Source organism: Halorussus gelatinilyticus (genome assembly GCF_023238445.1).
Classification (GTDB): domain Archaea; phylum Halobacteriota; class Halobacteria; order Halobacteriales; family Haladaptataceae; genus Halorussus; species Halorussus gelatinilyticus.
Genome location: NZ_CP096658.1, coordinates 2,551,684 through 2,578,530, shown reverse-complemented (window position 1 = coordinate 2,578,530; position 26,847 = coordinate 2,551,684). Strand labels below are relative to the sequence as shown.

Here is a 26,847-nt window from a genome sequence, read left to right as displayed (position 1 = left end):
CTGGGTCGACGACGACGTCGATGGCGTCTCGTCGAACTCAGTCGAGAACGTCGGCGAGCGCGTCCATCGTCCGCTCGACGCGCTCGGGGTCGGCGTTGTATCCCATATGGCCGACTCGCAACACGTCGTCGGCGAGGTCGCCGAGACCGGTGGCGAGGACGACGCCGTGGTCGGCTTCGAGTCGCGTCTGGAGGTCGCCGGCCCGACCCTCGACCCGGAACGCGGTCACGGTCGGCGAAGCGAGCGCGTCGTCCGTGGCGAACGGTTCCAGTCCGAGGTCCCGGCCGCGCTCGCGGCACTGCGCGGCGACCTCCTCGTGGCGGTCGTAGACCGCTCCGAGACCCTCGTCCAGCAGTCGGTCGAGCGAGGCGTCGAGCGCGTAGAGATTCGAGACGGCGTGAGTGTAGGGCAGGTGGGGCGCGTCGTCGGCGGGAATTTCGACGTCCCGCCACGGCGCGAGGCTGGTGTAGAACGTGTCTTGGTCGGTCGCTTCGACTTTCTCCCACGCCGCGTCGCTGACCGAGACGGTGGTCAGTCCCGCGGGCGAACTGAAGCACTTCTGGGAGGCCCCGAGGCACACGTCGATGTCGTCGGTCGGGACCGACGTCCCACCGAGCGACGAGACCGCGTCGACTATCGTCAGGACGCCCGCGTCCTGTAAGACGCCGAGAACCTCCTCGAAGTCGTTCAGCACGCCGGTCGGCGTCTCGCAGTGGACCATCGTCGCCGCCGCGAAGTCGCGATTCTCGACGATCCCCTTCACGCGCTCGACGTCGAATCCCGAGTCGAAGGGCGCGTCGTGGACCACCGGGTCGCCGCCGCGGGTCTCCACGAAGTCCGCGAACCCCTCGCCGTAGATGCCGTTGGCCAGACACAGCACCTCGTCGCCCTCCTCGACCAGCGAGGCGACGGCGGTCTCCAACCCGAGGATTCCCTCGCCGCTCAGGACCAGCACGTCGTCGTCGGTGTCGTAGACCCGCGCGAGTTTGTCGAGCAGGTCGCGGTAGAACGGGCCGAACTCGGCCTGCACGTCGGGGTTGACCGGCGGACGGCCCATCGCGTCGAGGACGGCGGGCGGAACGGCGGTCGGGCCGGGCGTCATCAGCAGTTCGTCGTCGGAGTGGGTCATGTGGGTGTCTGGCACTCGGCGCGGTAAAGAATCGTCGTTTGCGCGGGGGATTTGGAGTGAGATATCGTTTCGGAAAATTGGACTCCGACGACTTTCGACAGACAGCAGGGAACGCCTCGAAAGCCCCCGCCCGCTCGCGGTCGTTGCTCGGCATATCCTCGGTCTCTCCGCACCGCCGGAAGACGTTCCTGCTCACTTCGTTGCGCGGGCATGCGACTTCCGAGGTCTGCGTCGCTACGCTCTGCAGACCGCCCGACCTCGGATAGCGGCCGAGCAACGACTACAGTGAATGCGAGCGGGCGGCCCCTTCATCCACCCGACGGTGGTTTGGTCGGGGGAGCGTTCGCTGGCGGTTTGGTCAGTCAGGCGCTCGCCGGTGGTCCGTTCCGCCGAGCGTCTGGCCGGTCGGCCGCGACGCGGCCGACCGGCCGCGCGCCGGTGAAGCAAACACAGAGCTATGCGAGAGAAAGGTAGAGATATCTCGAAGCAATCGAAATACGACTACGACTCGCCCGCGTCCGCGTCTCCGTCGTCGCCAACTCGGAGCAGAACCGGCTCCGGATCGTACGCGGTCAGGACCGCGACGCGGCCGGTCTCGGTGTCGAACTCCACGGTCCGGCCGCGACCGCCGCCCACGTCCTCGCCTTCGACCGACACGTCGAGGTCGGCGAACGTCTCGCGGGCGGTCGCCACGTTGTCGTCGCTGACCTCGCGCGGGAGTTCCCGGAGGTCCAGCAGGTCGCTCCCGCCGACGACGTACCCCTCCAGCGCGCCGTAACTCGCGCCCGCCGACACCGCCTCGCGAAGCATCGTCTCGACCGCCGCATCGACGTACTTGCCGTCGCCGGTGCCGTCGCCCTCCGACCGGCGCGGGAGCATCGCGTGGGCCAGCCCGCCGACCGCGTTCTCGGGGTCGTACACCGCCAACCCGACGCACGCGCCGAGACCGTAGGCGACAAGCGTCGAGCCGTCGGCGACGACCTCGTACTCCGAGACGCCGACCATCCGGCGCTCGCGGTCGGGGTCTTCCGGGTTCGTCTCGTAGGTCTTCACTCTATCACCCCGAGGTCCACCGCCGAGAGCTTCGTCAGGAACTCCTCCTTGCCGGGGAACATGTAGATGGCCGCGTCCACGTCGTGGCGCGGAATCCGGAGCCGCGACCGGATGAACAGGCCGACCTCGTACTGCTTGAGGATGCGCGCGACCAGCGTCCGCTCGGGGTCCTGCACCGCGACCGGCGACCCGGTGTCGATGGTCGTCTCGAACAGCGTCGCCCACTCGTCCACGAAGCCGTTGGCCATCATGTTGCAGAGTTCGGTCAGCGCGTCCCGACCCATCTCCGTCGAGACGGACGAGAGGTCATCGACGGCGCGCTGGAGCATCAGCGCCGCGGCCTTGTTCGCGCTCTCCATCGGGAAGACGACCAGCACGTTCCCGACCAGCGGTTCGCTCAGCAGGACGCGCGCCCCGGCCCGGTCCTCGGCGCGGAACTGCGAGGCCACGGTCTCCTGCTCGGCGTAGCCGATTTTGACCTGCTCGGTCGTCACGTCGAGGTCGTCGTCCAGCACGTCGTTCAACCGCGACTCGACGCCACGGACGCCCTCGTCGCCCAACCAGTTCAGCACCGCCAGCGTCTTCAACGGGAGCGAGGATTCCTCGGCGAGCCCCGACGACTCCGGCGCGGACGCCGCGTCCGCCCCGGCATCCGAGTCCGTCGCGGCGTCCGATTCCGCTCCGGCCGGTCCGTCCCTACGCTCGCGGTCGTCGGCCCGGCCATCGTCACTCGCGTACCCGGCATCGCTGCTCGCGCGCTCGGCACCGTCGTTCTCCGGCGTCACGACTGGTCCCTCGCGTTGTCTACCACCACGTCCAAATCCAGGACGCCGATGGGCCGGTCGGCGCGCTCCGAGTCCTCGACCACGGCGCGGAACCACCGCCGACCGACCGGCGGGTCCCACGCCGCCTCGTGGGGCGCGGCGACGGTATCGACGTGGTGGGCGTCGATGCCCGTCACCGCCTCGACCAGCAGGCCGGTCGGCCGGTCGTCGTCGCGGTCCAGCACGAGGAGCGTCGGCTCCGCGTCGTCCGGTCCCGGCGTCAGTCCGAGGAGCGCGCGGGCGTCCACCACGACCGGAATCTCGCTTCCCAGATTCGTCACGCCCGCGATTGCGGGGCCGGTCTGGGGCACCGGCGTCACGTCGGGGTCCGGGACTATCTGCTCGACGCGGCCGAGTTCCAGCCCGTAGGCGTGGTCGCCGAGCGGGAACCGGACGAACTCGACCCACTCGCGTCGGTCCTCGGTGGTCTCGGGCGTCGTCGCGCGAATCTCGCCGCTCATCCGTCAGACCTCCTTATCCCCCGCCAGCGGGTCCGCGTCGTCCGCGAGCGGGTCGGATCCGGCGTCCTCGTCGAGGGAGTCCGCATCGTCGTCGGCGATAAGGTCTGCGTCATCCTCGGCGACGAGGTCTGCGTCGCCCTCGGCCGACGGGTCGGCTTCCTCGTTCGGGACCGGCGAGTCCGACTCGCTCCCCTCGGCCGTCGAGGCGACCGCCACTGCCTCGGTGTCGCGCTCGTCGGGGTGGACGGCGTCGTCGCCGTCCTCGGCGTCGGCGGTCTCGGTCCCGTCGGCGTCTCCGGCGTCGACGGTCCCGCTCGCGTCGCCGACTTCCTCGTTCCCGGACGCCGAAGTCGCCGCGCGCGCCTCGTCGGTGTCGAACGAGTCGAGCGCGTTGCTGAGTTGGGTCGCCTGCGCGGCGAGGTCGCTCGCGCTCTCGGAGACCTGCGAGAGAGCCATCGTCTGCGACTCGGCGGAGGCCGCGACCGTCGTCGCCTCGTCGGTGATGCCCTCGCTGACCGCGGCGGCCTCCTCCACCATGTCGAGGGCCTCCTTCGTGGAGTCGGCCTGCTCTTGGGTCGCGTCCGAAATCTCTTGGACGCCGGCGTTGGTCTCCTGGGCGTAGCCCGCGATGTCCGCGAGCGCTTCGGCGGCGTTCTCCACCGAGTCGGTCTGCTGGGCGATGCGCTCGCTGGTGTCCCGGACCTCGTCCACGGTCCGGTCGGTCTGGTCCTGAATCCCGTTCAGACGCTGTTCGATGTCGGCCGCCGCCTCCTTCGTGCGCTCGGCGAGTTCCTTGATCTCGTTCGCCACGGCCGCGAAGCCCGCGCCCTGCTCGCCCGCCCGCGACGCCTCGATGTGGGCGTTGAGCGCGAGCATGTTCGTCTGCTCGGCGATTTCCGAGATGAAGTCGATGAGCTCGTCCACCTGCTGGACCTCGGCTTCCAGGCTCTCGATTGCCTCGACGGTGTCCTCGGACTCGCTCTCGATGTCGTTCATCCCCTCCACGGCGTCGGTGGCGGCCTCACGGCCCTCCCGGCCCGTCTCGGCGGTGCGCTCGGCGATGGAGGCCACCTCGTCGGTCGAGGCCGCGACCTCTTGGACGGCGGTCGAGAGGCGGTTCATCTGGTCGGTCGCGGCCTGCAGGTCGTCGGTCTGGGTCTCGGCCTCTGCGGAGATGTCCCGGAGCGAGTCCACGACGCGCGAACTCCCGTCGCTGACCTCCTCGGTGCTGAGCGTGACCTCTTGGCTGTAGGTCGCCACCTCGTTTGCGAACCGTGTGAGGTTGTCCACGGTCTCCTCGAACGTCGATATCATTCCGTTGAACTCGGTGGCGACCCGTTCCATCGCCTCGCTCTCGGAACTGGGGTCCATCCGCTCGTCCAAGTCGCCGTCGGCGCACCGGCGCATGACCTCGCCGTACTCCTCGGCGGTCTGCTCGACGTGGGCGTTCAGGTCCTCCGCGGCGAGTCTGGCCCGGTGCTGTTCGAGCAGGGTGTCGTGGGTCTCGGCCATCGAGTCGGCGACGCGGCCAACGCAGTCGATGCGGGCCGACTCGAACGACGGTTCCTCGCCGTCGGCCCGGCGGTCGGCGCTGGCGACGAGTCGGTCGAGCGACCGACTCGCGCGCCACGAGACGACGGTTCCGACGACGCCAGCGAGGAGCGCGCCGCCGAGCGTCGCGCCGACGACAGTTCGGTCGAACTGACCGGTCGCGTACACGCCGCCGGCCGCGGCCGCGCCGACGAGTACCATCGTCAGGGCGAACTTCAGCGAGTACCGTCGCCTGACGAACGCAGGGACGAGTGCGCGCGGAAAGGTAGACATTGAGCAAACCCATTCGGCAGGGCGTAATAAATCTTCACGCAACATGAGCGGTTAGTTATGAAATATCGGAGAGAAGAAATTTCGACTGATAGCTCTCGGCTCGGTTCCGCCAGCGGGGAGCGCGGTCGGCCTCGCGGCGACCCCGCGGCGACCCCCACGGCGGCGCGGACCTATCGGGTCACGACCAGTTCGCAGTGGTCAGCGCCCTCGTGCATGCAGGTCGGTTCGGTCACCTGCACCTCCTCGCCGTAGTGGTCGGCCACGCCGCGGACGATGCCCTTCGCCACGAAGCAGAGGCGGCGCGGCGACCGATAGACCACCCGCACTCGCCCCTCGCTCATCTCGTCTTCCTCGCTCGCTTCGCCCTCCTCTCTCGTCCCAGCCTCTTCTCCCTGCTCCCGGCGACAGACCAACTCCGGCGGGTCGAGGTCGGGGTTGTGCGCCCGGAGGACGGTGTGGATGCCCGCCTCGGCGTTGGCCACTACGTCGAGGGTCGTCCAGTCGTCGGCGACGACGTTGCCGTAGGTGTCGAGCAGTTGCCCGGCCGCGACCCGCCCGAACGCCTCCAGCAGGTCGGGAGTCGGGGTCCCGGTCTCGTCGCCGACCGCCTCCGCGAGTCGAATCAACTCGCCGTCGTCGTACGTGTCGATGGGCAAGTACACGCGCCCGTCGAGGTCCGCCGCGCGGCGGACCGCGTCCCACGTCTCGTGGCCGTGGTCGCGCACCACGAAGTCTTTCAGCGATTTGAAGATGATTCCGTGCATGGTTGGTCTCTCCCGGAAGGCGGCGCGGTCCGGGCGTTCGCCGGCGGTCGCGAGCGTCGGCGGTGGCACGGACGCGCCACCGAGCGAGCGGTCGGTTTCACGCCTCGGTCGGACCGCTGACGAGGAGTTCGCACCGGTCGTCGCCGTCGAGCATACACGTCGGCTCCTCGACGTCGAACGACTCGCCGTAGTAGTCGCCGATGCCGGTCAGCAGACCCTTCGCCAGCGGACAGAGTTCGCGCTCGGAGGTGTAGGTCACGCGCACCGTCTCGTCGCCGACCCACTCCGAGGCGAGCGCCGGCGGGGTGTACGTCGAGAGCTGCTTGGCGCGCAGGGCCTCGTGGATGTACGTCTCGACGTTGGCTATCAGTTCGAGACCGGTCCAGTCGGTATCGACGTGGACGCCGTAGGTCTCGACCAGCGGCGGGACGAGAAACCGCCCGAAGGCGTCGAGGAGGTCCGGCACGTCCTCGCCGGTCGCCTCCGAGGCGGCCTCGACCAGCGCCAGCACGTCGGCGTCGTCGTACTCGGTCACGGGGACGTACACCTCGCCGGCGACGCCCGCCGCGTCCTGAATCGCGTGCCACGCCTCGCGGTCGTACTCCGTCGTCACGAAGTCCTTCAGCCCCTTCAGTACGATACCGTGCAAAACTGACACCACCGTTTCGTGAGGGGTCGGTTTCGAGTCGGTGCAAGGCGGGTCGGCCGGGTGGGAGCCGTCGCCTGCTGGCGGATTCGGACGCCAGCGCGACCCCTCCGACGCTGATACATGTTCGAATCGAAGTCACACCGATACTATAACTGTTCTGGCCGTTCCTGCGGGAAATCTACGCCTCTCGTCGGCGGTCGCCCCGCGTCGTCCCCGAAATCGAAAAACCGGCCCTCACAGCGATTCCCAGTAGTCGAGGTCCATCTCCTCGTCGGAGATGTCGGTGTCGGCCTCGGGTCGCGTCTCGGCCACGCGGCCCATCTCGAACGCGCCGAGCGCCTCGCGCAGGTCCTCCTCGTCGGGAATCACGTAGATGTCGAGGTCCACCTCGGTATCGACCGCCTCGATGCGCGTGTCGAAGACGAAGGCGAACTCCTGAGATTCGCCCAGTCCCACGACGAGGGGGTCCACGACCGCCGCGCCCATGTCGTGGGCGTAGGCGGGCGTCGAGTGGTCGATGCTCGTGTCCAGCAGGTTCGCCCACCCGTCGAGCATCCCGCTGGCCATCACGTTCGAGAGCTCCTGAATCGCGTCGCGCTCGAACTCCCCGAGGCCCGCCGCGGTCCGGGTCTCGGCGCTCCGAGCGACCAGCCGCCGGGCCGACTCCTCGCCGAACAGAAAGAGGAGGTAGCCGCTGGGCATCCCTCGGAAACTGAACGCGACGCCGATCTTGCGCTCGGTCGAGACCTCGCTCGGAATCGCGTCGAGCGAGATGAAGTTGATGCGCCGGATGTCCACGTCCATCTCGATGCCGGTCATCTGGGTCAGGTTCGACGCGACCTGCGTCGCGCCGCGCTGGGCGATGCGGTCGAACCCGACCAGTTTCTCGAACTCGATGGCGCGCTCCTCGGTCCGGGCTTCGAAGAGCCGTCGGACCGTCTCGCCGTCGGGCACGAGGTAGTGGCGGAAGGTCAGTTCCTCGCCGACCGCTTCGAGGTTGTTCCGGAACAGGACCGCGAGGTCGTCCGCGCTCCCCGCCTCGTCAGCCCCCGAAGCCACCGTCTCACCGCCGAGCGCCAGCGTCTCGTCGTCCAGAAACTCGTCGGGGTGGTCCGCGGCGACGTAGGTCGGAGCCGACACGTCGATGTTGGTGTCCAGCACGTTCGCCCACCCGTCCACGAACCCGTTGTTCATTATCTGGGCGATTTCGGTCACGGTGCTGTCCTGTAGCGTCCCCTCCTCGACCGTCGGGATGTCCGCGACGACCGCCGAGGCGATGGTCGCGGCGCTCTCGCGGTCGAACAGCAGCAGCGAGGTCCCGCCGAACCCGTCCGAGAGACCGACCCGGATGCCGACCCACCCCGTGTCGGTCAGGTCGCGGGCGATGGAGGCGTCGCGGGTGAAGTTGAGGTGCGTGACGTTGACCCGCGCCGGGATGTCTGTCATCGAACTCAGGCGATTCGCGGCGAGTCCGGCCCCCTCGCGGGCCATCTCGTAGAACGTGCCGAGGGTGTCCACGTCGAGTTTCATAGCGTCGCCACGTCCAGTACGTTGACTGCCTCGCCGTCGCCGAGCGTCGTCGCGCCGCTGACGCCGGGCACGTCGCGCAACAGGTCGCCGTAGGGCCGGACCACGACCTCCTGGGAGGCGACCACGCGGTCACATCTGAGCGCGAGTCGCCCCGACTCGTGGCGAATCCAGACGATTTGGGAGTCCGGCGCGCCGGGGTCGGCGGCGGACGCCGCGGCGGGGCCGTCGGACTCGGTGGGGGTACCCCCGGAGTCCGCGTCGCTCCCCAACGCCGCGTCGTCGCGCTCGGCGAGGTCGAGCGCGCTCCGGAGGCTCCGGAGCGGATAGGCGTCGTCGGCCTCGACGCCTTCCGGGAGTCCGCCGACCAAATCGAGGTTCGAGCGCCGGACCACCTCCCGGCCCTCGCTCTCCTCGACCGGCGGCGCGGCCGTAATCTGCTCGACGGACGCCATCGGAATCCCGAACGTCTGGCCCTCGGCCTCGACGAAGAGGACCTCCGTGAGCGCGATGGAGACCGGAACACGGAGTCGGACCGTAGTCCCGTAGCCCGGTTCGCTCTCGACCGAGACCGAGCCGTTGAGGTCCGCGACGGTCCGGTTCACCACGTCCATCCCGACGCCGCGACCGCTCACGTCCGTCACCTCCTCGGCCGTCGTGAGGCCGGGTTCGAAGAGCAGGTCGTAGGTCTCGTCGTCGGAGAGTCGGTCGGCCTCGGCGCGCGAGCAGACGCCGTTTTCGACGGCCCGCTCGCGGACCGCCTCGGGTTCGACGCCCCGGCCGTCGTCGGCCAGTTCCACGACCACCTCGTCGCCGACGCGCTCGGCCGAAATCTCGACCGTTCCGGCCCGCGGTTTCCCGGCGGCCTCGCGCTCGTCGGGCGACTCGATGCCGTGGTCCACGGCGTTTCGCGCGAGGTGGACCAGCGGGTCCCGGAGTCGGTCCACGATGGAGCGGTCGAGTTCCACGTCGGCGTCGCTGACCGCCAACTCGACTTCCTTGCCCTGCGAGCGCGCCACGTCCCGGACCGTCCTCGGAATCGTCTCGATGGCTGTTTCCAGCGGCATCAGACGCACGTCCATCACGGTCCGGCGGTACTTCGTCAGCACTCGCAGGAGGTTCGAGACCTCCTCACGGATGGCGTCGTCCGTGCCGGGACCGACCGCCTCGTCCAGTCGGAGGTGGGTCAGCGACAGTTCTTCGGCGACGTTTAGGAGTTCGTCGGCGGTGTCCACGTCCACGGTCATCGCCTGCAAGCGGTCGAACTCGTCGCCCTCGAGCTCGCGGTCGGCGCGCCCGCCGGTCGGGAATCGCTCGGCGTCGAGTCGGCTCTCCTCGATGGTCGTCACCGCCGACCGGAACACCGCGCCGTCCTCGTCGTCGTCGCCCGCGCGCTCGCCGAGTCGGTCGCCGAAGCGCGACTCGAACTCGGCCATCTCGTCGTCCACGGACACGTCCATCTCGGTCGCGGCGGCGTCCGGACTCCCCTCGGCGTCGCCGAGGTCCGCGTCGAAGTCCGCGTCCAAGTCCACGCCGAGGTCGGTCTCGGGCATCGACTCGGGGTCCGGCGTCGAATCGTCGTCGGGCGTCGGGTCGGCGTCCGGGAGCGACGCGGTTTCGGGAACCGAATCCGCGTCCGGCACGGTGTCCGAGTCCGGCACGAGGTCGGAATCCGGAACGTCGTCGGCGTCCGGTACGGAATCCGGAACGACGTCCGACACCGCATCGCCCGCCGCCTCGCTCGCCCCGTCCTCGGTCGGCGAGGCGTCGGCGTCCGCCGCTGGCGCGGCGGACGCCTCGCCGGACGCGACTTCTTCGGGGTCGCCGGTTTCTGCGTGGTCGCCGGTTTCTGCGAGTTCGTCGGTTTCCACGGGGTCGTCGGTCTGCGCGAGTTCGCCACTCCACGGGGATTCGGTCTCGGCCTCGTCACCGAAGACGAAGGTGTTGGTTTCGGACGCGTCGTCGGTCCCGTCGTCCGATTCCGTCGATTCCGGCTCCGAGGGTTCCGTACCGCCGGGGTCGCCCGAAGTCGAATCGTCGGTGTCGTCGGTTTCGCCGGTCTCGACGGTTGGCGCGTCGTCGGAACTCGGGTCGGCGTCGGCGAGTCCAAGCGGGTCGCCGACCGACTCCGAATTCGGGTCGTCTGCCGCGAGCGGGTCTGAATCGGGGGTCGATTCGGCGGTCCGCTCGCCCGTTTCGTCGTCAGCGTCCGGCCCGACGCCGAGGAGGTCCGGCGGCAGTTCCACCCTATCGTTCGGGTCGTCCGCGGCCGGCGGGTCCATCGCCAGCGGGTCGTCGCCGGCTTCCGAGTCGTCGCTGGTTTCCGTGCTGTCGGCGTCCGGCGCTGGCGCGCCAGCGCCGGACGCCTCGTCGGTGAGGTCGCCCGAGCGTTCGTCGGTGGGGTCGTCGGGTTCGAGTTCCATCAGTTCCTCGATGGTGTACTCGTCTTCGTCGTCGAACTCGCCGAACTCCACCGCGTCGATGTCCTCCTGTAGCGCGTCGATGTCGGCGTCGTCCCCGACCTCCGCCTTGGTCTGCTCGAAGAAGGAGGACGGTTCGTCGGGCGTCTCGGCCGGTTCGGGGGTCTCCGTCGATTCGGGGGCCTCCGCCGATTCTGAGGACTCGGCCGGTTCGGAAGACCGGTCAGGGTCCTCGTCGCGCTCTCGGCCCGCCTCGTCGTCCAGCATCCCCCAGCCGTCGAGTTCCTCGTCGTCCTCCGGCGCGTCCACCTCGTCGAGGAGCGCGTCCAAGTCGTCGAACTCGTCGGTCTCTTCGAGCGCCGCCACCACGTCGTCGCTCAGGTCGTCGTCCGCGGGGTCCCAGTCGTCGGAGTCGCCGAGACCGGAAGCGGGGCCGTCCAGCGTCAGAGACTCCGACGGCTCCCCGGAGCCGGGGTCGCCGGGCGACTCGGCGCGCGCCACGTCGAGCGCCTCCCGGAGCGCGGCCCGCGTCGCAGCCGCGTCTCCCTTCACCTGACCGCCGACCGCGGCGGCCCGGACCGTCGCCTCCAGCAGGTCCACGGCGTCGAGCGCCGCGTCCACGAGGTCGGGAGTCGGTTCGACCTCGCCCGCCCGGAGCGCGTCCAGCACGTCCTCGACGGCGTGGGCGAGGTCCCCGGCGTCGTCCAGTCCGTGAGTGCGACACGACCCCTTCAGCGAGTGGGCTACCCGGAAGAGGTCGGCGACTTCGACCTCGGCGTCGCCGCGCTCGACCGCGAGGAGGCCGTCGTTCAGCGCGCGGATCTGGGACTTCGCCTCGCGGAAGAAGGCGTCGTCAGTCGGGGCCATTCCGGCACCTCCGCGACGGGTCGCGCCGGGGGCGCTGTCGGGCGTCGGGGGCCCTGCTCATCCCGTCACCACCCCGTCGATGGCCTCGGTCAACTCCTCGTCCTCGAAGGGTTTGGTGATGTAGGCGTCGGCCCCGGCCCGCGCCGCCAGCTGAATTTTCTGGCGCTGGCCGACGCTGGTACACATGATGACCCGCACGTCGTCGTCCAGTTTCTTGATGGCCGCGGTCGCTTTCAGCCCGTTGGCCTTCCGCATCACGATGTCCATCAGGATGAGGTCCACCTCCTCGGCGTTCTCCTTGTACTTCTGGATGGCCCACGCGCCGTTCGGCGCTTCGGCGACGATTCGGTACTGGTCGTCGGCCAGCGCGCTCTTGACCCGTTGGCGCATGAACTCCGAGTCGTCTACGATGAGAATCCCGGTCTTCATGACATCATACTCGTTAGTTAGGCGATACCGTGCATAGCATAAAACATTATTCCTCGGACCGGAAATTCGACCGATGGTAGTCGGTTCAGAAGCCCGAGGGGCGAAAATATGACACCTGTCGGCCAATAAATTGAAGTCGAGAGCATGTCTGGCTACGGACAGATGTCCGGGACCCTCTACGAGCGCCTCGGCGGCGAAGACGCGATTTCGGCCGTCGTGGAATCGTTTTACGACCGCGTCCTCGACGACGAGCGAATCGCACACTACTTCGAGGAGACCGACATGTCGGCGCTCCGCGCTCACCAGACGCAGTTCCTCTCGTCGGTGGCCGGCGGCCCGGTCGAGTACGACGGTCGGGACCTCGAAACCGCCCACGACCACCTCGGTATCGACGGGCGCGACTTCGAAATCGTCGCCCGCCACCTCGACGACGCGCTGGCCGAGTTCGACGTGTCGGAGGACGACCGGAAGACGGTCGTCGCCGCGGTGGGCGAACTCCGGTCGGCCGTCGTCTCCGCGGAGTGAGGCCGACGCCGAACGAGACAGACGCGGGCGAGACAGACGCCGAGCGCGAGTAGGGGGTCTCGGAGACCGCACGGAGCGCCCGTCGCTCCCGAAAACTCCAACGTTTACTGTTCGTTTTCAGAGAGGACGAGCGTCGCCGCGACCCCGACCAGTCCGGCCACGCCCGCCGCGAGCAGGAGCGGTCGATAGCCGGTCTCGACGGCGACTCCGGCGAACAGAACCGGCCCGACCGCGCGGCCGAGGAAGGTGACGCTGTTCCGGAGGCTCAGGACTCCGGCGCGATGCTTCGCGGTCACGAGGTCGCTCAACAGCGCGTCTACTGAGGGCATCGTCAGGCCGACTCCGGCACCGAAGACGACGACGCCAGCGACCAGCGCCGGGAGCGTGGCGGCCCACCACGCGACCAGCAGGCCGACCCCGTAGCAGGCGTAGCCGAGCGCGACGATGCGCTCGTCCGACAGCGACTCGGCGAGGCGACCGTTCGCGGCGGCGACGCCGGCCGAGACGGCTTCGGTGACGGTGATGATGCCGCCGACGAACACCGGCGAGACGCCGTAGGTGCCGACGAGCAGGAACGGCATCGCCGTGATGACCGTGCCGAACAGCAGGACTTCGGTCACGAGCGCGGTGCCGTACGGCAGGACCGCGGCCCGGCGCGCGAGGGTGCGGGCCGCCGCGCGGAGGTACGCGCTCCCGCGACCGGTCGCGCTCTCGACGGCCGTCTCTTCGAGCGCGACCCACGCGAACAGCGCGACGGGGAGTCCGAGCAGGTACGCGACGAACGGCGCGTTCCACGAGATAGTTGCGAGGTAGCCCCCGAGCAGGGGGTAGACCGCCGCGCCCGACGCGAGGACCGCGGTGTTGACCCCGAGGACCGCGTTGCGCTGGACGCCCTCGAAGGCGTCGCCGATGAGCGTCACGGTGGTCACGAAGATGCCCGCGGCCGCGGTGCCCTGCACGAGTCGGACCGCGAGGACCGCCCGGAACGGCGGCGCGAGCGCGATTGCGCTCCCGGCGAGGCTGAACACGACCAGCGAGGGCACGAGGACGCGCTTGCGACCCACCCGGTCGGCGAGCAGGCCGATGAACGGCGAGAGCACGATGCCCGTCAGGAAGTAGACCGAAATCAGCAGACTGGTCGCCGCGTCGGTGAGACCGAACGCCTCGCGGACGACCGGGAGCGCGGGGCTGAGAAGCGGGACGCCCAGCGGCGCGAGCGCGGTGGCCGCGAAGACGACCCTGACCGTGGGCGAGCGCCACGGGACGGCGGCCGAGTCGCGGGTTGGCGGTTCCGGGGCGGTGGTCATGGCGCAGGGGCAGTCATAGCGAATCGGCGGTCATGGCGAACCGGCGGCGCGGTCCGAGCCGGCGGTAGTCGTGACGGAGCGACGGTCGTGACGGACGACCGCAGTCGGCGGACCGTAGAGGTCTGCGACGCCCAGCGAGGTAAGCGTTGTCTCGGCTCGTCGAGGCCCGGAGAACGAGTCGCTACTCGCCGACGTACCGCACCTCGAACCGCCCGGAGAGCGACACGACCAGCGTGACGCCGACGAGCGGACTGCCCCACCGCAGGAGTCCGGCGAGCAGTTTCTCGAACGCGGAGGCGTCGTTCTGCCCGAGTTGATACACTCGGTAGTAGGTGTCGCCGCCCACCTGAATCGGCGTCTTCGGCGGGTCGAGGTGGCGATGGGAGGTCGCGGTGCCTCTCTCGGCGGCCCTGCGGACCGGCGCGGGCGCGCGCTCGGCCCGCATCGACACCGAGTCGAGCGCCCGTCGCGCGGGGACGGGTTCGAGCGCGAGTTCGACGCGATGGTCGCCGTCGTCCTCCCCGGAGCGATTGGCGACGTAACTCGTCTCGTAGACCGTCCCGTTCAGGACGGCGTAGTCGTAGCGCTCGAACGTCGGGAAGTGCCCCACTTTCCCGGACGTACTGGCCGAGACGCTGGTCGGCACGGTGTGACCGGCCGCGAGGCGTCGCTCGAAGAAGCAAGCGCGCGACTCCATCGTCCCGCCCGTGCAGGCGACGTCGGTGCTGATGACTCGGTGAGTCAGTGCGTCCGACTCGTTGGCGTACTCGATGGGGCCGTTCGCGGCGGTGACGGGCGTGCGCTCGTAGCGATAGCTCGGGTCGCCGAGGTGGGTCAGCGGTGCCCAGACCGGGGCGAGGAGGAGCGCGAGCGCGAGAACGGCGAGGAGGGCGTCGCGGCGCGGAGGAGTCAACAGGGCGACAGCTGTCATCGGTTACGTGCGAACGGTCGCGGAACTAAACCGTGTCGGTCTCGAAAGGAGAGAACCGAGCGACCCGCGCTCGTCGTCGTTACGCCTCGTCGAACACCGCGGAGCTTCGCTCCGCGAGCTCGACGTCGCTACGCTTCGTCGAACACCGAAAATCAGAGATTTTCGAGCCCGACGAGGCTACGCCTCGTCGAACAGCGTCTCGCCTTCGACCATGTGCTCCTCCACGACGTCCATGTCCAGCGTCACGCCGAGACCCGGTTCCTCGGGAATCTCGATGTAGCCGTCCTCGATGACGTCCTCCTCCACGAGGTCCTCCCACCAGCCGAGCTGGTAGCTGTGGTACTCGACCGCCAGCGAGTTCGGGATGGCGGTGCCGACGTGGGCCGAGGCCATCGTCGCCACGGGCGAGGAGACGTTGTGCATGGCGACGGGCACGTAGTACATGTCGGCGAGGTCCGCGATTTTGCGGGTCTCGCGCATCCCGCCGGTCTTGGGCATGTCGGGGGCTATCATGTCCACGGCCTGCTCCTCGATGAGGCGGCGCTGGCCGTGCTTGCGGTAGACGTTCTCGCCCGCAGCGATGGGCGTGGTGGTCGAGTGGGTGACCTCGCGCTGGACGTCGTGGTTCTCCGGCGGCACGGGGTCTTCGAGCCACCAGATGTCGTACTCTTCGAGCGCACTGGCGAGGCGCTTGGCGCTCCCCGCCGAGAACGTCCAGTGGCAGTCGAAGGCGACGTCCGCGCGGTCGCCGACGCGCTCGGTGACCGCCTCCACGATGTCCACCTTGTGGTCGATTTCGGGGTTGCGGAGGTGGCGGTTCGCGCGGTCCTTCTCGTGGCCCGAGGGTACGTCGAGGTCGAACTTCAGGGCGTCGTAGCCCAGTTCCTCGACCACGCGCTCGGCCTCGTCGGCGTTGCTCTCGGGGTCGGCCTCCTCGCCGGCGTGACAGTCGCAGTAGACGCGAACCTTGTCGCGGTACTTGCCGCCCAGAAGCTGGTAGGCCGGAACGTCGAGAATCTTGCCCGCGAGGTCGTGGAGCGCGACCTCGATGCCCGAGATGGCGCTGACGGTGACGCCCTCGATGGAGCCTTCGCCGGACATCTTCTGGACGAGATGCTCGAAGAGGCGGTCGATGTCCAGCGGGTTCTCGCCCACGACGAACGGCTTCATCCGTTCGATGAGTTCCGGCACGCCCGCGCCCCAGTAGGCCTCGCCGGTCCCCACGACCCCGGCGTCGGAGTAGATTCTCACGAGCGTCCACGGGAAGTTGCCGTCCACCATCGTCGTCTGCACGTCGGTAATCTCTACGTCGCGCCCTTCGCCGCGCTGGCCGCCACAGCCCATCGTCTCCGCCGAGAGGTCCCGCATCGTGTACTCGGCGTTCGGGTCGTGGAGCGACTCGTAGTTACGAACCATACCACGCGATTACTCCGCCCAGAGTAAAAATTTGGAGGTTCCGGCGACCCGGTCTCGCGCGAGCGACGGTCCGTAGACGAGATGCGCGCCGGCCGCGACCAGCGGCGCGGCGAACGGGACGCTCTCGGGCGTCAGCGCACCGATTGCGCCGATGCCCCAGCACTGGAGGCCGAGCACAGTTCGTTTGGTACGCGGAGGAACGACGACGTTCGTGGCCACGGAGGCAAGTAGTCCGCGGCCGAATGAGTCAGGGGTCATGACGAGGGCGGTCGGAGCGTCGGACTGCTGGCCTCGCGGCCGCTCTCGGTCGTCTCTCGGCGTCCTCTCGTCGGTAGTCCGTCTGTGGTCAGCGGCCGTCACGCCGGTGCCGCGCTCCGACCGTCGTATCGCATTTTTCAACACTCCTGCAGCATTAAAACCTTTGACCGTTCGAGGGCGACAGAAAGTGCGGGAGCGAAACGGAACGGCACGAAACGGAACCGAACGACGACCGGGACGCCGCTCAGAGCAGGCCGAGTTCGGAGAGGTCCGCGCGGAGCGCGTCTTCGTCCCCGTCGTCCATCGTCCGGAGCGGACTCCGGAGCGGGCCGGGGTCGAAGCCGACCTCGCGCAGGCCGAGCGCGGTCTTGACGCCGGCCATGTACGGGCCGCGCTTGAGCGCCGAGCGCACGTCGTACACCTCGCTCTGCAACTCGCGGGCGCGCTCCTCGTCGCCCTCGTCGTAGGCCTCGTAGAGCTCTACGACCAGTTCGGGGAAGGCGTTGGCCACTGCGCTGACCATCCCCGCACAGCCGACCTCCAATCCGGGGAACAGGAGCGAGTCCGAACCGGCGAGGAAGGTCAGTTCGGGGTGGGCGTCGATTGCCTGCCCGAGCCACGGCACGTCCTTGCTCGAGTCCTTCAGCCCGACCAGATTCTCGATGTCGGCGAGCGCGTCGAGCGTGTCGAGCGACAGCGAGTTGCCCGTCTTGCTCGGGATGTGGTAGACGTACACCGGGAGGTCCACCGCCTCGGCGACGCGCCGATAGTGGGTGACCGCGGCGTCGTGGTCCACCGGGTAGTAGTAAGGCGTCACGACGACCACGCCGTCCGCGCCGACCGACTCGGCGTGTTCGGCGTGCGCGACGGTCTGGCGCGTGCTGGGCGCGCCGACGCCGGCGATGACCGGCGCGTCGTCGCCGATTTCTTCCACTACCGCCTCGACCACGCCGTCGCGCTCCTCGGCGTTCAACAGCGGGAACTCGCCGTTGGTCCCCAGCGGGAAGACGCCGTGCGCGCCGCGGTCCACCACGAATCGCGCGTGGGCGGCAGTCGCTTCGTAATCGACCGATTCGTCCTCGTGAAACGCCGTGACGGTCGGCGGGACGACGCCGTGGACGCCGAGCGGGTCGTCCGCGCCGGGTTCGGGCGCGTTGTTCGCCATGTCGGAACCGAGGAGGGCCGCGTCCTTAAGCGGTCGCATCTCGGCAGTACTTTTTCGAGTTTGAGTAAACTTTTAGTCGGTGGCGCTACAGGGTGTGTGTATGAACGTCACTGTAAAACTTACCGGGACCCTCGTCGCCCGCACCGGCACCCACGAGGCCCGCGTGGCAGTGCCCGACGACGCGACGGTCGCAGACGTGGTGGACGAACTCGCGGAACAGCACGGCCCGCAGGTCCGCGCGGGCGTCCTCGACGGCCAACGCCTCCGCTCGGACACCGTGGTCGTCCGCGAGACGTTCGACTCGACGGAGACGCTCTCGACCTACAGTTCGCTGGAGAGCGGCGACACGGTTCGGTTCCAACTGAACGTCTGAGCCGACCAGACGCGATTTCGGCACGTGTCTCGTCTCGCTGGCGTTCTTTCTCCGAGTTTTCTGAGACGTAACTGTGAGAGATTACTGCATTTTCTCTCCGGCGCGTGCGAGAGCGGCGCGTTCGCGCGCCGCGCCCATCCGCGCGAGGGATGAGCATCGCATGGAGAAACGACCGGAGGGAGTGACCACGAGAAGCACAGTCGGTTGGGGAGGACGTGGCTCTCGTAGTACAGTTGCGGGGCGTGCGGTTGCGGTACGATTGGAGTCGGCAGTAGCTAACTCCTCTGGAACGTCCACCTTCGTTCTACGACGACGGACCCACTGACGCCGGAAAACGAAGCCAAAATCGAGAACCTGAACTCACTCACCCCAGATTCGCCAGTCGGTTCAGCGCGAAAATCGTTCGCAACACGTCGCCGGCCTTCCCGCGGTCGAACACCAGTTCGTCGGTCCGGATAACGTGGTCCAGCACGTCGCGCGAGGCGTGTTCCGGCGCGGCCGCGATGCCCGAACCGTCCTCCGCGACCCACTCCATCACCCGGAGGTCGCTCTTGCTGTCGCCCATGACCGCGGCGAACGGGTCGTCGATGCCCAGCACGTCGAAGGCCGACTCGACGCCCACGACCTTGTTGAGTTCGAGGCTCCCGATTTCGGCCGCGTCGGCCTCGTAGTAGGCTACGTCGATGCGCTCGAAGGTGTCCCGAATCGGGTCGGGCACGGCTTCCGGGTCGCAGTCGGGCGTCTCGCCCTCGCTTTCGAGGACGCCCCGGATTTCGGGGTCCTGATCGGCGTAGTAGGCGCGCGCCCAGTCGCTCGCCGTTTCGTCGTCCGCCTCGACTCGCTCGCCGACCTCCGCTGCGACCGCAGTGCCGAGCAGGTCGAGTTCGTACACCAGCGCGCGGTCGATGACCGCGCGGGCCTCGTCGCTTCCGGTCTCGAAGTTGGGCTTGAGCGTGACGTTGAACTCGTTGCCCTGCAGGTGACACCCGCGCCGGAGGCGTTCGGGGGCCTCCGAGAGGACCCGCGAGCGCACCGTGTCGAAGATGGCGCGCACGTCGCGGTCCAAGTCGTCGTAGAGCAGGCGCTTGGTGTCCGCGCCGTGGCCCGGCGTGAACACCCCGGTCCCGGCCTCGTAGACCACCGAGAGATTTCCGGAGTGGACGATTTCGTTGCCGAGACCCTGAATCAGGAACCCCTTGACGTTCTCCAGCGTCTGGCCGGTGCAGACCACGATGGGCGTCCCGGCCTCGTGGAACTCCGTCAGGAGGTGGAGCGTCTCGCGGGGAATCTCGTTGTCGGTGCCGCCGGCCGAGCGCAGGGTCTCGTCCACGTCGAGGACGAGGACGTTCACGCCGCGGTCGTACTTGGCGTAGAGGTCGAGCGCGGTGAACGCTTGGTCGCGCGTGGCCCGCGCCGCGAGTTCGCAGAACGTCTCGCCCGCCTCGGGGAAGGCGTCGCGCACCTCCGCCTTCCGGTCGTCGAGTTCGTCGCTGGCCTCCTGCCAGTGTTCGAGCGCGACCCGCGAGTCCACCGGGGGAAAGAGGTCCACGAAGTTCTGGAGTGCCCGGAGGGTCGCGGCGTCGAACTCGTCGTAGAGTCGATAGAGTTGGTCGTACCGCTCCATGCCGGGAGTGGGTCCCAAATCAGGATAAAGGTCGGGGTAACCGCGAAATATCGGCGCGACGCCTCTCTCTCGCCAGTCGCCGCACCTTAGACCCCGGCGCACCGAGAGACGAGTATGATCGGGAAACTCGACCCGGACCTGCTCGCGCGCGTTCTCTCACGGACGGGCGCGCACGACGATTCAGTAATTCTGGGGCCGAAGTACGGCGAGGACGCCGCCGCGATGCGAGTCGGCGACCAGTTGCTCGTGGTCAGTTCGGATCCGCTCTCGCTGGCGAAAGAGCGGTTGGGCACGCTCGCGGTCCACGTCGCGTGCAACGACGTTGCCGCCTCGGGCGCGGACCCGCGGTGGCTCACGAACGTCGTATTCCTGCCCGACGACGACGAGGCGACGCTGGACGACCTGACGACCCAGATAGACGAGGCGGCCCGCGAGTCGGGCGTCGCCGTCGTCGGCGGTCACTCGGAGTACACCCCGGCGCTGGAGCGCCCGATGGTCTCGATGACCGCGATGGGACTCGCCGACGAGTTCGTGCCGACCGGCGGGGCGGAACCGGGCGACCGCGTGGTGCTGACGAAGGGCGCGGGCGTCGAGGGGACCGCGGTGTTGGCGACCGACTTCCGCGACGACCTCGCCGACCGCTTGCCCGCCGACCTGCTGGTGCGCGCCGAGGCGTTCTTCCGGGACATCAGCGTCCTGCCGGAGTCGCGTCTCGTCCGCGGGGCGGCCACCGCGATGCACGACCCGACGGAGGGCGGCCTGCTGACCGGGATGGTCGAGTTGGCGACCGCCTCGGACGTTCGCCTCGACGTGGACCGGAGCGCGGTCCCGGTCCGCGAGGAAACCGCGGAAATCTGTGAGGCGATGGGCGTGGACCCGCTTCGCATCTTCGGGTCGGGCGCGCTGTTGGCGACCGTCCCGGAGTCGGAAGTCGATGGGGTCCTCGCCGACCTCGACGAGGCGGGAATCCGGGCGAGCGAAATCGGGACCGTCGAGAGCGTAGACGAGAGCGCCGACGCCGGCGTCGAACTCGACGGCGACTTCGTCGGCGAGGCGGTCCGCGACGACCTCTACGACCTCTGGGAGTAGGCGAGCGGGTTTTCGAGGGAGTTACGCGAGTGCGAGACCGACGACTGTCGGTGTCGAACGGCCGACCGTCAGAATGTGCGCGGTGGGCGAGATGACGGCTTGGGTTCGACCGTCCCACCCGTTCAAGATGTTTACTCGGGATAGAATAAATCTTTTGTCCCCCGCGCTCCTACGACCTGTCATGGAAGCAATCGTCGTCCGGCGGGGCGAGACCTCGCCGACAGTCGCCGACCTGCCGCTGCCCGACCCCGAACCGGGCGAGGCGCTGGTCCGGACGCTCCGTGTCGGCGTGGACGGGACCGACCACGAAGTCATCGAGGGGAACCACGGCGGGTTCCCCGAGGGCGAGGACCGCCTCGTGCTGGGTCACGAGGCGGTCGGCGTCGTCGCCGAGGCCGAGGGCACCCCCTTCGAGGAGGGCGACGTGGTGGTGCCGACCGTCCGACGGCCGCCGGCCGAGGGCGCGAACGAGTACTTCGAGCGCGGCGAACCCGACATGGCTCCGCCCGACGCCTGCCGGGAGTGCGGCATCGACGGCGCGCACGGGTTCATGTCCGAGTACTTCACCGCGCCCGCGGAGTATCTCGTGCCCCTCCCCGAGGACCTCGCGGAGTGGGGATTCCTCGTGGAACCGGTCAGCATCTCCGAGAAGGCCATCGAGCACGCCGCGGCCGCGCGGTCGGCGTTCGACTGGGACCCCGAGACGGGTCTCGTCTTGGGTAACGGGAGCCTCGGCCTGCTCACGCTCGCCATGCTCGACCAGCGCGGCTACGACCGGACGTACTGTCTGGGACGGCGCGACCGCCCCGACCCGACCGTCGACATTATCGAGGAACTGGGCGCGACGTACGTCGATTCGCGCCGGACGCCCGTGACCCAAATTCCGGATACTCACGAAGCGATGGACTTCGTGTACGAGGCGACCGGCTACGCGCGCCACGCCTTCGAGTGCATCGAGGCGCTCGCGCCCAACGGCGTCGGCGCGCTGCTGGGCGTCCCCGAGCCGTGGGAGTTCGAAATCGACGGCGGGCGACTCCACAAGGAGTTCGTGATGAACAACAAGGCGCTGGTCGGGAGCGTCAACTCCAACGTCTCGCACTTCGAGGCGGCGGTCGAGACGCTGGGCGACTTCCCGGCGTGGTTCCTCGACGACCTCGTGACGGGCGTCCACGACCTCGACGACTACGAGGCGGCGTTTGCGGATGACGAAACGACAATAAAGACGGCAGTACAATTTAGTCAGATATGAAGAACGTAGACGACCTCATCGAGAGCGCGGCAGAACTCGCCCAGCAGGGGCTATCGAAGGGCGAAATCGCGGACGAACTCAACGTCTCGCGGGAGACCGCGAGTTGGCTGGTCGAACGGAGCAGCACCGGCGCGACCGCGACCACGACGACGACCGAACCCGCGGGCGGTCCCCACGACATCCACGTCGATTGGTCGGCGCTCGGCCGGGACAGCAACCGACTTTACCACGCCGGGGCCGCGATGGCCGACCTCCTCGAAAATCAGGACGAGGAGGTGGACCTGACCATCGGCATCGAGAAGGCGGGCGCGCCGCTGGCCACCGCCGTCGCGCGCGAACTCGACACCGACCTCGGAACCTACGCGCCGAGCAAACACCAGTGGGAGGAAGGCGACATCGAGGACCTCGGCGGAACGTTCTCGCGGAACTTCGCCCAGATTCGGGACCGCGAGTGTTACGTCGTGGACGACACCATCACCAGCGGGACGACCATGACCGAGACGGTCGAGGCCATCCGCGAGGAGGGCGGCGAACCGGTCGCCTGCGTCGTTCTCGTGGACAAACAGGGCGTCGAGGACGTCGCGGGCGTGCCCGTCCACTCGCTCATCAACGTGGTCCGGGTCGGCGACGACGACTAACGCAACTTCTTTGCGACCGGGTCGCGTATCAGGGAGTATGACTTTCCAGCCGGAAAGCGAACTGACCGAAGAAGAGGTTCGAGACCGCGTGGACTCGGCCATCGAGGACAACGACGTCGTCCTCTTCATGAAGGGCAACGAGCTGATGCCCCAGTGTGGCTACTCCCAGAAGGCGCTCGAACTGATTCAGCAGTACCGCGACGACTACGAGACGGTGGACGTGCTGGACGCCCTCGCGGAGTACCGCGCCGCGCTGGAGGACCACAGCGGTTGGGAGACGATCCCCCAGACGTACGTGAACGGCGAGTTCGTCGGCGGGAGCGACGTGCTGGCGGAACTCGACGAACGCGGCGAGCTCGAAACCGAGCTGTCGGCTTGAATAGTAATTTCGAGCGATACACAGAGGACCGAAAGGGTAGGCCATATATGTTCGGACACCTTAGACACCCGTGTACCGTGTCGCTAGCCGGGAACCTGCATGTAAATCACAAATGACGGGGCAAGTATATCGACTTCACTCGACGCTCGAACTGCCGCTGGAAAACGTCTACGACTACTTCGAGGAGGACCCCGACCTCCCCCCGAGCATCGCCAGCGTGGATATCACCCGGCGCAAGAACACGCTCATCATCAGCGCCGTCGCGGACGACGATAGCATCAGCAAGTACACGCCGACGGCGCAACTCAAAGCCTCGATTTCGGAGACGCGCGTCTACACCGAAGAGGAGCAGAAGCGACGAGAGGGGCCGCGGTGGGGCGACGACGCCGAGGAACTCGACGAGGAAGAGGACGACGAGCCGATGGGCGAACTCATCGAGGTCGCCGCGTTCAAGGGCGACCGCGAGACCGTCCTCCAGAACACGGCGCTCCAGTACCCGATGTTCCTCGTCCTCTGTAACATCGCGCGACTCGCCGAGAAGGGAACGCTGACCGCGATTACGGAACAGGACGGCGACCTGCAAGCGACTCGTATCGTCGACGGCGAGGACCGGCCCGCTTCCATCGAAGTGGTCGAGGGACCCGACTCCTCGAACTCCGGGTCGAGCGGGGTCGATTGGCGGGACAACGAGTTTATCTGAACCCACCTTTTAGCTACGACGTTTTTCGTCGTCGGGCATCCTCGGGAGCGCGGCGCTCCGCGCCGCCTTCCCTGCGGGCACCACTCCTCAAAAAACGTCGATGAAAAAGACCTGCTCGCTCAGTCGCTTCGCTCCGTCGCTCGCAGCCTGATTGCTCGTGCGCAAGCCTTCGGCTCGCTGTCAGTTGGTTGGTCGGTCTGCGAAGTCGCGCACGACGTTGAAGAGGTGGCCGGGCCGACTGCAATCCCCCGAAATTTTCGCCGGGTCGTTCGCGTTCGTGTCCCTTTTTACCACGCTACTCTGTCACACCAACTCGGGCCTGAGACGCCGGTAGACGCCGCTTTCGCGTTCGCTGGTGGAGCCTGCGAGCGTGGAGAGCCGAAAAACACTTTACGGTCGTAATTAGATGTAATTACGAACGATGCCCGAAGACTTCCCGAACTACGTAGACGTAGACTACAGTGACGGCGAAGGCGAGGACCCCGAGGACTACGCCTCGATGGAGCACAAGATCGAGAAGGCCATCGACGTGACCCGGCAGGGTCTCGAAGAGTACGAGAACCCGGCCGTGATGTGGACCGGCGGCAAGGACTCGACGCTCACGCTCTACTTCATCAAAGAAGTCGCCGAGAAGTTCGACCTCGAAACGCCGACTGCGGTGTTCATCGACCACTTCCAGCACTTCGACGAGATCCACGACTTCGTCGCCAAGTGGGAAGACGAGTGGGACCTCGACGTCGTCTACGCGAGCAACGACGACGTGGGCGACTACGCCGAGGAGAACGACCTCGAACCGGGCGACGACATCCCCATCGACGCGCTGAACGAGCACAACCAGCACCACGTCCGCGACATCCTGGAGTACGAGGAGGACACCTTCCCGTTCCTGCTCGACACCTACGTCGGCAACCACCTGCTGAAGACCGTCGCGCTCAACGACACCATCGAGGAACTCGACATCGACGGCATCATCTCCGGCGTCCGCTGGGACGAGCAGGAGGCCCGCGCGGACGAGACGTTCTTCTCCCCGCGCCACGATCCCGACATCTACCCGCCCCACGACCGCGTTCAGCCGATTCTCCAGTTCGACGAGCGCGCGGTCTGGGACACCTTCTGGCACTACGTCGTGCCGGACACCGTCGAGGAGTACCCCGACGACGGCTACGTCCCGGAAGCCGACGACGACCTGCCGAACGGTCTGACGCAGGACGACATCCCGGTCAGCCCCAAGTACTTCGCCGGATTCCGCTCGCTCGGTAGCGAGGTCAGCACCGAGAAGTCCGACGAAGAGCCTGCGTGGTTGCAGGACCTCGAAGACACGACCGAGCGCGCGGGCCGCGCCCAGGACAAAGAGGACCTGATGGAGCGCCTGCGCGACCTCGGCTACATGTAAACACACGCCGTTACCCCCTTCCCGCGCGCCTCCGTCGCGCGACTTCGAGGGACGCTTCGGTCCGCTCGCTCGCGGCTCGCCACTCGCGTGTCGCGGCCCTCCGTGCCGCGTTATCGCTGGCTTCGCGGTCGTCTATCGTGACTCCGGGTAGGGTCGGACGACCGCAGAAGTGAGTCGGGCCGAGTCGCCGTCGTTCTTTTTTCGGACTTATCGCGTCGCCCGGTACTCGCCGTGCTTGATCCCGACGAAGAGCGCTATCGCGCCGAACACCAGCATCGAGGGCGTCACCATCATCAACACCGTCGTCGTGGCCATGACCTCCATCCCGATGAGCGCGGCCGTTCCGAGCGCGACGATTCCGACCAGTATCGCGGCGGTCACGGGCAAATTAAACTCCATACCCGACTCTCGGGACGAGAAGGGCAAAAACGTTGCTCTACTCCCCTTTCGGTCGAACCACGTCGGCCAGCGTGACGAGCAACCCGAGGAGCCACCCGGTCGGGACCGACAGGCCGAACCACATCGCCGCGTAGTTCGCGCCTTCGAGCGTGAACTGCTCGCGCAGGTAGGTGTTGATGCCCCAGAGGTCGAGCGGGTTGTCGAGCAACCAGACCGCGAGGGTGTAACTCTTGGGGAAGATGACCTCCGAGAGCGTCGGCGAGTAGAGCGCCGCGACGACCGGCGGCAGGAAGATGGCGGTCATGGCGAACGGGTAGGCCAGCAGGACCGTGCTGAAGCGTCCGCCCCGCGTCCCCGAGAGGTACGCCAGCACGGCCGCCACGGTGGCGACCCCGCCGGCGGCCCCGACCGCCAGAAAGCCGTCCGTCGAGAACCGGAGTCGCGCGAGCGCCGTCAGGCCGCCCCAAACCAGCAGGGACAGGAGGAGGACGCCGACCACGCCGAGTCGGGTCGCCGTCCCGTCTATCTTCCGGGTGTAGTACCGCGCCGCGAACCCGAACAGCGTCAGGGGGTAGAGGAGCGCGACGACCGCCGTGCCGACCGCGCTCCACCCCCGGTAGGCGACGCGCCCGGAGGTGGTCGAGGGTTCCCACTTGCCGAGGACGCCACCCTGGTCGCTCCGCTGGCGCGGGAAGAACAGCGCCATCCAACTCTCGTGCAGTCGTTGTATGTCGTACCGAATCGCCCCGACGAGACCGGTGTTGCTCGTTCCGCCGTGCATCTGCATTTTAGTACGTTACGGCCAATATGAAGTTTTGGGGGTCGTCCCGAGAGATGAAAACGGGCTGGCAGGTCGTCGGACGCGCGATTCCTCGGAGTCGGAAACCGAACGTCGGCCGACGGACCCGAGTCAGCGATTTCGGACGCGCTCGCGGCGTTCGTCGCGGGGCCGGTCGCGGGAGGTTGCACGTTCGCCGTCGCCGCCCGAGGTCTCCATCACCGCGTCGAGTTGGCGCTCGAACTCCTCGCGGGAGAGTTCCCCGGCGGCGTACCGGCGTTTCAAAATCGCCTCCGCGCTCTCGCGCTCGCCGTCGGACTCCGGCGTACTCGCGCCGTCGGGGTACAGTTCGGGGGACTCGACGTTGCCGATGAGCGAGAGGTACACCGGCCAGAGGGTCAGTAACCCGACGAAGAACGTCGGGACGCTGACGACGAACGAGACCAGTCCGAAGAACGCGACGGGAAGATAGGTCGTCCCGCCGAAGAGAATCGACGACGCGCCGAGGAACAGGAACGGCGCGAGGAGCAGGGCGGTCCCGCCGAGCAGCGTCCGTCCGAGCGTCCCGTCGGACGTGTAGTGTTCCACGAGTCGGTGGAGGGCGCGGAAGGTGGAGTGGTCGGGTGACTCGTTCATCGTCCGACCAATCGGATACCCGTCAGTAAAGTATTTTGTT

The 26,847-nt window shown here is 67.9% G+C and carries 27 protein-coding genes; 8 read left to right on the top strand and 19 right to left on the bottom strand.

Annotation, left to right across the window (positions count from 1 at the left end):
- Positions 1-37: 37 nt before the first annotated feature.
- The 10 genes from M0R88_RS13255 to M0R88_RS13210 all read right to left on the bottom strand — a co-directional run bounded on the left by M0R88_RS13255 (position 38) and on the right by M0R88_RS13210 (position 11,947).
- The gene (locus M0R88_RS13255) at positions 38-1,129 is read right to left on the bottom strand and encodes a pyridoxal-phosphate-dependent aminotransferase family protein (RefSeq protein WP_248653975.1); all 1,092 of its coding nucleotides are present in this window, start codon (positions 1,127-1,129) and stop codon (positions 38-40) included.
- A gap of 501 nt (positions 1,130-1,630) precedes the next feature.
- Positions 1,631-2,182, bottom strand: coding sequence for a chemotaxis protein CheD (locus tag M0R88_RS13250; protein WP_248653974.1), 552 nt, complete (start codon positions 2,180-2,182; stop codon positions 1,631-1,633).
- A complete protein-coding gene (locus M0R88_RS13245; RefSeq protein ID WP_248653973.1) occupies positions 2,179-2,967 on the bottom strand; it encodes a chemotaxis protein CheC in 789 nt (262 codons plus the stop codon). Before M0R88_RS13245 ends, M0R88_RS13250 begins: the two co-directional genes overlap by 4 nt.
- The gene (locus M0R88_RS13240; RefSeq protein WP_248653972.1) at positions 2,964-3,467 is read right to left on the bottom strand and encodes a chemotaxis protein CheW; all 504 of its coding nucleotides are present in this window, start codon (positions 3,465-3,467) and stop codon (positions 2,964-2,966) included. Before M0R88_RS13240 ends, M0R88_RS13245 begins: the two co-directional genes overlap by 4 nt.
- A 3-nt stretch (positions 3,468-3,470) precedes the next feature.
- The gene (locus tag M0R88_RS13235) at positions 3,471-5,291 is read right to left on the bottom strand and encodes a methyl-accepting chemotaxis protein (protein ID WP_248653971.1); all 1,821 of its coding nucleotides are present in this window, start codon (positions 5,289-5,291) and stop codon (positions 3,471-3,473) included.
- Between the two features lie 170 nt (positions 5,292-5,461).
- A complete protein-coding gene (locus M0R88_RS13230; protein WP_248653970.1) occupies positions 5,462-6,055 on the bottom strand; it encodes a heme NO-binding domain-containing protein in 594 nt (197 codons plus the stop codon).
- A 97-nt stretch (positions 6,056-6,152) separates the two neighbouring features.
- A complete protein-coding gene (locus M0R88_RS13225) occupies positions 6,153-6,713 on the bottom strand; it encodes a heme NO-binding domain-containing protein (RefSeq protein WP_248653969.1) in 561 nt (186 codons plus the stop codon).
- Positions 6,714-6,938: 225 nt separating this feature from the next.
- Positions 6,939-8,234, bottom strand: coding sequence for a chemotaxis protein CheC (locus tag M0R88_RS13220; RefSeq protein WP_248653968.1), 1,296 nt, complete (start codon positions 8,232-8,234; stop codon positions 6,939-6,941).
- On the bottom strand, positions 8,231-11,518 hold the full coding sequence (locus M0R88_RS13215) for an ATP-binding protein (RefSeq protein ID WP_248653967.1): 3,288 nt from the start codon (positions 11,516-11,518) through the stop codon (positions 8,231-8,233). The genes M0R88_RS13220 and M0R88_RS13215 overlap by 4 nt, the downstream gene beginning before the upstream one ends.
- Before the next feature lie 57 nt (positions 11,519-11,575).
- Positions 11,576-11,947 carry a response regulator gene (locus M0R88_RS13210; RefSeq protein ID WP_248653966.1) on the bottom strand — a complete coding sequence of 124 codons (372 nt, stop codon included), beginning with the start codon at positions 11,945-11,947 and terminating at the stop codon, positions 11,576-11,578.
- A 162-nt stretch (positions 11,948-12,109) separates the two neighbouring features.
- Between M0R88_RS13210 and M0R88_RS13205 the strand changes: the two genes are divergently transcribed.
- Positions 12,110-12,472, top strand: coding sequence for a group I truncated hemoglobin (locus tag M0R88_RS13205; protein ID WP_368409390.1), 363 nt, complete (start codon positions 12,110-12,112; stop codon positions 12,470-12,472).
- A 104-nt stretch (positions 12,473-12,576) separates the two neighbouring features.
- Here the strand turns inward: M0R88_RS13205 and M0R88_RS13200 are convergent, their stop codons facing one another.
- From M0R88_RS13200 to M0R88_RS13180, 5 genes are all read right to left on the bottom strand, one after another.
- The gene (locus M0R88_RS13200; protein WP_248653964.1) at positions 12,577-13,779 is read right to left on the bottom strand and encodes an MFS transporter; all 1,203 of its coding nucleotides are present in this window, start codon (positions 13,777-13,779) and stop codon (positions 12,577-12,579) included.
- Positions 13,780-13,960: 181 nt separating this feature from the next.
- Positions 13,961-14,710, bottom strand: coding sequence for a DUF8127 domain-containing protein (locus M0R88_RS13195; RefSeq protein WP_248653963.1), 750 nt, complete (start codon positions 14,708-14,710; stop codon positions 13,961-13,963).
- Positions 14,711-14,887: 177 nt separating this feature from the next.
- Positions 14,888-16,126 carry a mandelate racemase/muconate lactonizing enzyme family protein gene (locus M0R88_RS13190; RefSeq protein ID WP_248653962.1) on the bottom strand — a complete coding sequence of 413 codons (1,239 nt, stop codon included), beginning with the start codon at positions 16,124-16,126 and terminating at the stop codon, positions 14,888-14,890.
- Between the two features lie 9 nt (positions 16,127-16,135).
- A complete protein-coding gene (locus M0R88_RS13185; protein WP_248653961.1) occupies positions 16,136-16,303 on the bottom strand; it encodes a hypothetical protein in 168 nt (55 codons plus the stop codon).
- A gap of 325 nt (positions 16,304-16,628) precedes the next feature.
- Positions 16,629-17,549 carry a dihydrodipicolinate synthase family protein gene (locus M0R88_RS13180; protein WP_248656712.1) on the bottom strand — a complete coding sequence of 307 codons (921 nt, stop codon included), beginning with the start codon at positions 17,547-17,549 and terminating at the stop codon, positions 16,629-16,631.
- A 100-nt stretch (positions 17,550-17,649) separates the two neighbouring features.
- Between M0R88_RS13180 and M0R88_RS13175 the strand changes: the two genes are divergently transcribed.
- Entirely contained in the window at positions 17,650-17,922 is a 273-nt protein-coding gene (locus M0R88_RS13175; protein ID WP_248653960.1) for a MoaD/ThiS family protein, read from the top strand.
- Positions 17,923-18,286: 364 nt separating this feature from the next.
- Here the strand turns inward: M0R88_RS13175 and M0R88_RS13170 are convergent, their stop codons facing one another.
- On the bottom strand, positions 18,287-19,546 hold the full coding sequence (locus M0R88_RS13170; protein WP_248653959.1) for an HAD family hydrolase: 1,260 nt from the start codon (positions 19,544-19,546) through the stop codon (positions 18,287-18,289).
- A 114-nt stretch (positions 19,547-19,660) separates the two neighbouring features.
- Between M0R88_RS13170 and M0R88_RS13165 the strand changes: the two genes are divergently transcribed.
- From M0R88_RS13165 to M0R88_RS13140, 6 genes are all read left to right on the top strand, one after another.
- The gene (locus M0R88_RS13165; protein ID WP_248653958.1) at positions 19,661-20,635 is read left to right on the top strand and encodes an AIR synthase family protein; all 975 of its coding nucleotides are present in this window, start codon (positions 19,661-19,663) and stop codon (positions 20,633-20,635) included.
- A gap of 181 nt (positions 20,636-20,816) precedes the next feature.
- Positions 20,817-21,884 (top strand): glucose 1-dehydrogenase, encoded by a 1,068-nt coding sequence (locus M0R88_RS13160; protein WP_248653957.1) that lies wholly within the window; start codon positions 20,817-20,819, stop codon positions 21,882-21,884.
- Complete coding sequence (gene gfcR, locus M0R88_RS13155) at positions 21,881-22,522, top strand: transcriptional regulator GfcR (protein WP_248653956.1); 642 nt, start codon at positions 21,881-21,883, stop codon at positions 22,520-22,522. Before M0R88_RS13160 ends, gfcR begins: the two co-directional genes overlap by 4 nt.
- 37 nt (positions 22,523-22,559) lie before the next feature.
- A complete protein-coding gene (locus tag M0R88_RS13150; protein WP_248653955.1) occupies positions 22,560-22,901 on the top strand; it encodes a glutaredoxin family protein in 342 nt (113 codons plus the stop codon).
- 112 nt (positions 22,902-23,013) lie between these two features.
- The gene (locus tag M0R88_RS13145; RefSeq protein ID WP_248653954.1) at positions 23,014-23,601 is read left to right on the top strand and encodes a DUF7110 family protein; all 588 of its coding nucleotides are present in this window, start codon (positions 23,014-23,016) and stop codon (positions 23,599-23,601) included.
- 421 nt (positions 23,602-24,022) lie between these two features.
- Positions 24,023-24,994: a phosphoadenosine phosphosulfate reductase family protein gene (locus tag M0R88_RS13140; RefSeq protein ID WP_248653953.1), complete on the top strand. Its 972-nt coding sequence runs from the start codon at positions 24,023-24,025 to the stop codon at positions 24,992-24,994.
- Positions 24,995-25,201: 207 nt separating this feature from the next.
- On the opposite strand, the gene M0R88_RS13135 is transcribed toward M0R88_RS13140, so the two are convergent.
- The 3 genes from M0R88_RS13135 to M0R88_RS13125 form a co-directional block, all read right to left on the bottom strand.
- Positions 25,202-25,393 carry a DUF7333 family protein gene (locus M0R88_RS13135; protein WP_248653952.1) on the bottom strand — a complete coding sequence of 64 codons (192 nt, stop codon included), beginning with the start codon at positions 25,391-25,393 and terminating at the stop codon, positions 25,202-25,204.
- A 37-nt stretch (positions 25,394-25,430) separates the two neighbouring features.
- Positions 25,431-26,174: a hypothetical protein gene (locus tag M0R88_RS13130; protein WP_248653951.1), complete on the bottom strand. Its 744-nt coding sequence runs from the start codon at positions 26,172-26,174 to the stop codon at positions 25,431-25,433.
- Between the two features lie 129 nt (positions 26,175-26,303).
- Positions 26,304-26,807 (bottom strand): SHOCT domain-containing protein, encoded by a 504-nt coding sequence (locus M0R88_RS13125; RefSeq protein ID WP_248653950.1) that lies wholly within the window; start codon positions 26,805-26,807, stop codon positions 26,304-26,306.
- Between the last annotated feature and the right edge of the window lie 40 nt (positions 26,808-26,847).

What these genes read in the sequence shown, in the direction of transcription:
- M0R88_RS13170 (WP_248653959.1), bottom strand. Translation starts at nt 19,546, where the DNA reads ATGGAGCGGTACGACCAACTCTATCGACTCTACGACGAGTTCGACGCC.
- M0R88_RS13240 (WP_248653972.1), bottom strand. Translation starts at nt 3,467, where the DNA reads ATGAGCGGCGAGATTCGCGCGACGACGCCCGAGACCACCGAGGACCGA.
- M0R88_RS13140 (WP_248653953.1), top strand. Translation starts at nt 24,023, where the DNA reads ATGCCCGAAGACTTCCCGAACTACGTAGACGTAGACTACAGTGACGGC.
- M0R88_RS13220 (WP_248653968.1), bottom strand. Translation starts at nt 8,234, where the DNA reads ATGAAACTCGACGTGGACACCCTCGGCACGTTCTACGAGATGGCCCGC.
- M0R88_RS13160 (WP_248653957.1), top strand. Translation starts at nt 20,817, where the DNA reads ATGGAAGCAATCGTCGTCCGGCGGGGCGAGACCTCGCCGACAGTCGCC.
- M0R88_RS13195 (WP_248653963.1), bottom strand. Translation starts at nt 14,710, where the DNA reads ATGACAGCTGTCGCCCTGTTGACTCCTCCGCGCCGCGACGCCCTCCTC.
- M0R88_RS13135 (WP_248653952.1), bottom strand. Translation starts at nt 25,393, where the DNA reads ATGGAGTTTAATTTGCCCGTGACCGCCGCGATACTGGTCGGAATCGTC.
- M0R88_RS13180 (WP_248656712.1), bottom strand. Translation starts at nt 17,549, where the DNA reads ATGGCGAACAACGCGCCCGAACCCGGCGCGGACGACCCGCTCGGCGTC.
- M0R88_RS13235 (WP_248653971.1), bottom strand. Translation starts at nt 5,291, where the DNA reads ATGTCTACCTTTCCGCGCGCACTCGTCCCTGCGTTCGTCAGGCGACGG.
- M0R88_RS13150 (WP_248653955.1), top strand. Translation starts at nt 22,560, where the DNA reads ATGACTTTCCAGCCGGAAAGCGAACTGACCGAAGAAGAGGTTCGAGAC.
- M0R88_RS13175 (WP_248653960.1), top strand. Translation starts at nt 17,650, where the DNA reads ATGAACGTCACTGTAAAACTTACCGGGACCCTCGTCGCCCGCACCGGC.
- M0R88_RS13130 (WP_248653951.1), bottom strand. Translation starts at nt 26,174, where the DNA reads ATGCACGGCGGAACGAGCAACACCGGTCTCGTCGGGGCGATTCGGTAC.
- M0R88_RS13205 (WP_368409390.1), top strand. Translation starts at nt 12,110, where the DNA reads ATGTCCGGGACCCTCTACGAGCGCCTCGGCGGCGAAGACGCGATTTCG.
- M0R88_RS13125 (WP_248653950.1), bottom strand. Translation starts at nt 26,807, where the DNA reads ATGAACGAGTCACCCGACCACTCCACCTTCCGCGCCCTCCACCGACTC.
- M0R88_RS13215 (WP_248653967.1), bottom strand. Translation starts at nt 11,518, where the DNA reads ATGGCCCCGACTGACGACGCCTTCTTCCGCGAGGCGAAGTCCCAGATC.
- gfcR (WP_248653956.1), top strand. Translation starts at nt 21,881, where the DNA reads ATGAAGAACGTAGACGACCTCATCGAGAGCGCGGCAGAACTCGCCCAG.
- M0R88_RS13255 (WP_248653975.1), bottom strand. Translation starts at nt 1,129, where the DNA reads ATGACCCACTCCGACGACGAACTGCTGATGACGCCCGGCCCGACCGCC.
- M0R88_RS13165 (WP_248653958.1), top strand. Translation starts at nt 19,661, where the DNA reads ATGATCGGGAAACTCGACCCGGACCTGCTCGCGCGCGTTCTCTCACGG.
- M0R88_RS13145 (WP_248653954.1), top strand. Translation starts at nt 23,014, where the DNA reads ATGACGGGGCAAGTATATCGACTTCACTCGACGCTCGAACTGCCGCTG.
- M0R88_RS13210 (WP_248653966.1), bottom strand. Translation starts at nt 11,947, where the DNA reads ATGAAGACCGGGATTCTCATCGTAGACGACTCGGAGTTCATGCGCCAA.
- M0R88_RS13230 (WP_248653970.1), bottom strand. Translation starts at nt 6,055, where the DNA reads ATGCACGGAATCATCTTCAAATCGCTGAAAGACTTCGTGGTGCGCGAC.
- M0R88_RS13190 (WP_248653962.1), bottom strand. Translation starts at nt 16,126, where the DNA reads ATGGTTCGTAACTACGAGTCGCTCCACGACCCGAACGCCGAGTACACG.
- M0R88_RS13200 (WP_248653964.1), bottom strand. Translation starts at nt 13,779, where the DNA reads ATGACCACCGCCCCGGAACCGCCAACCCGCGACTCGGCCGCCGTCCCG.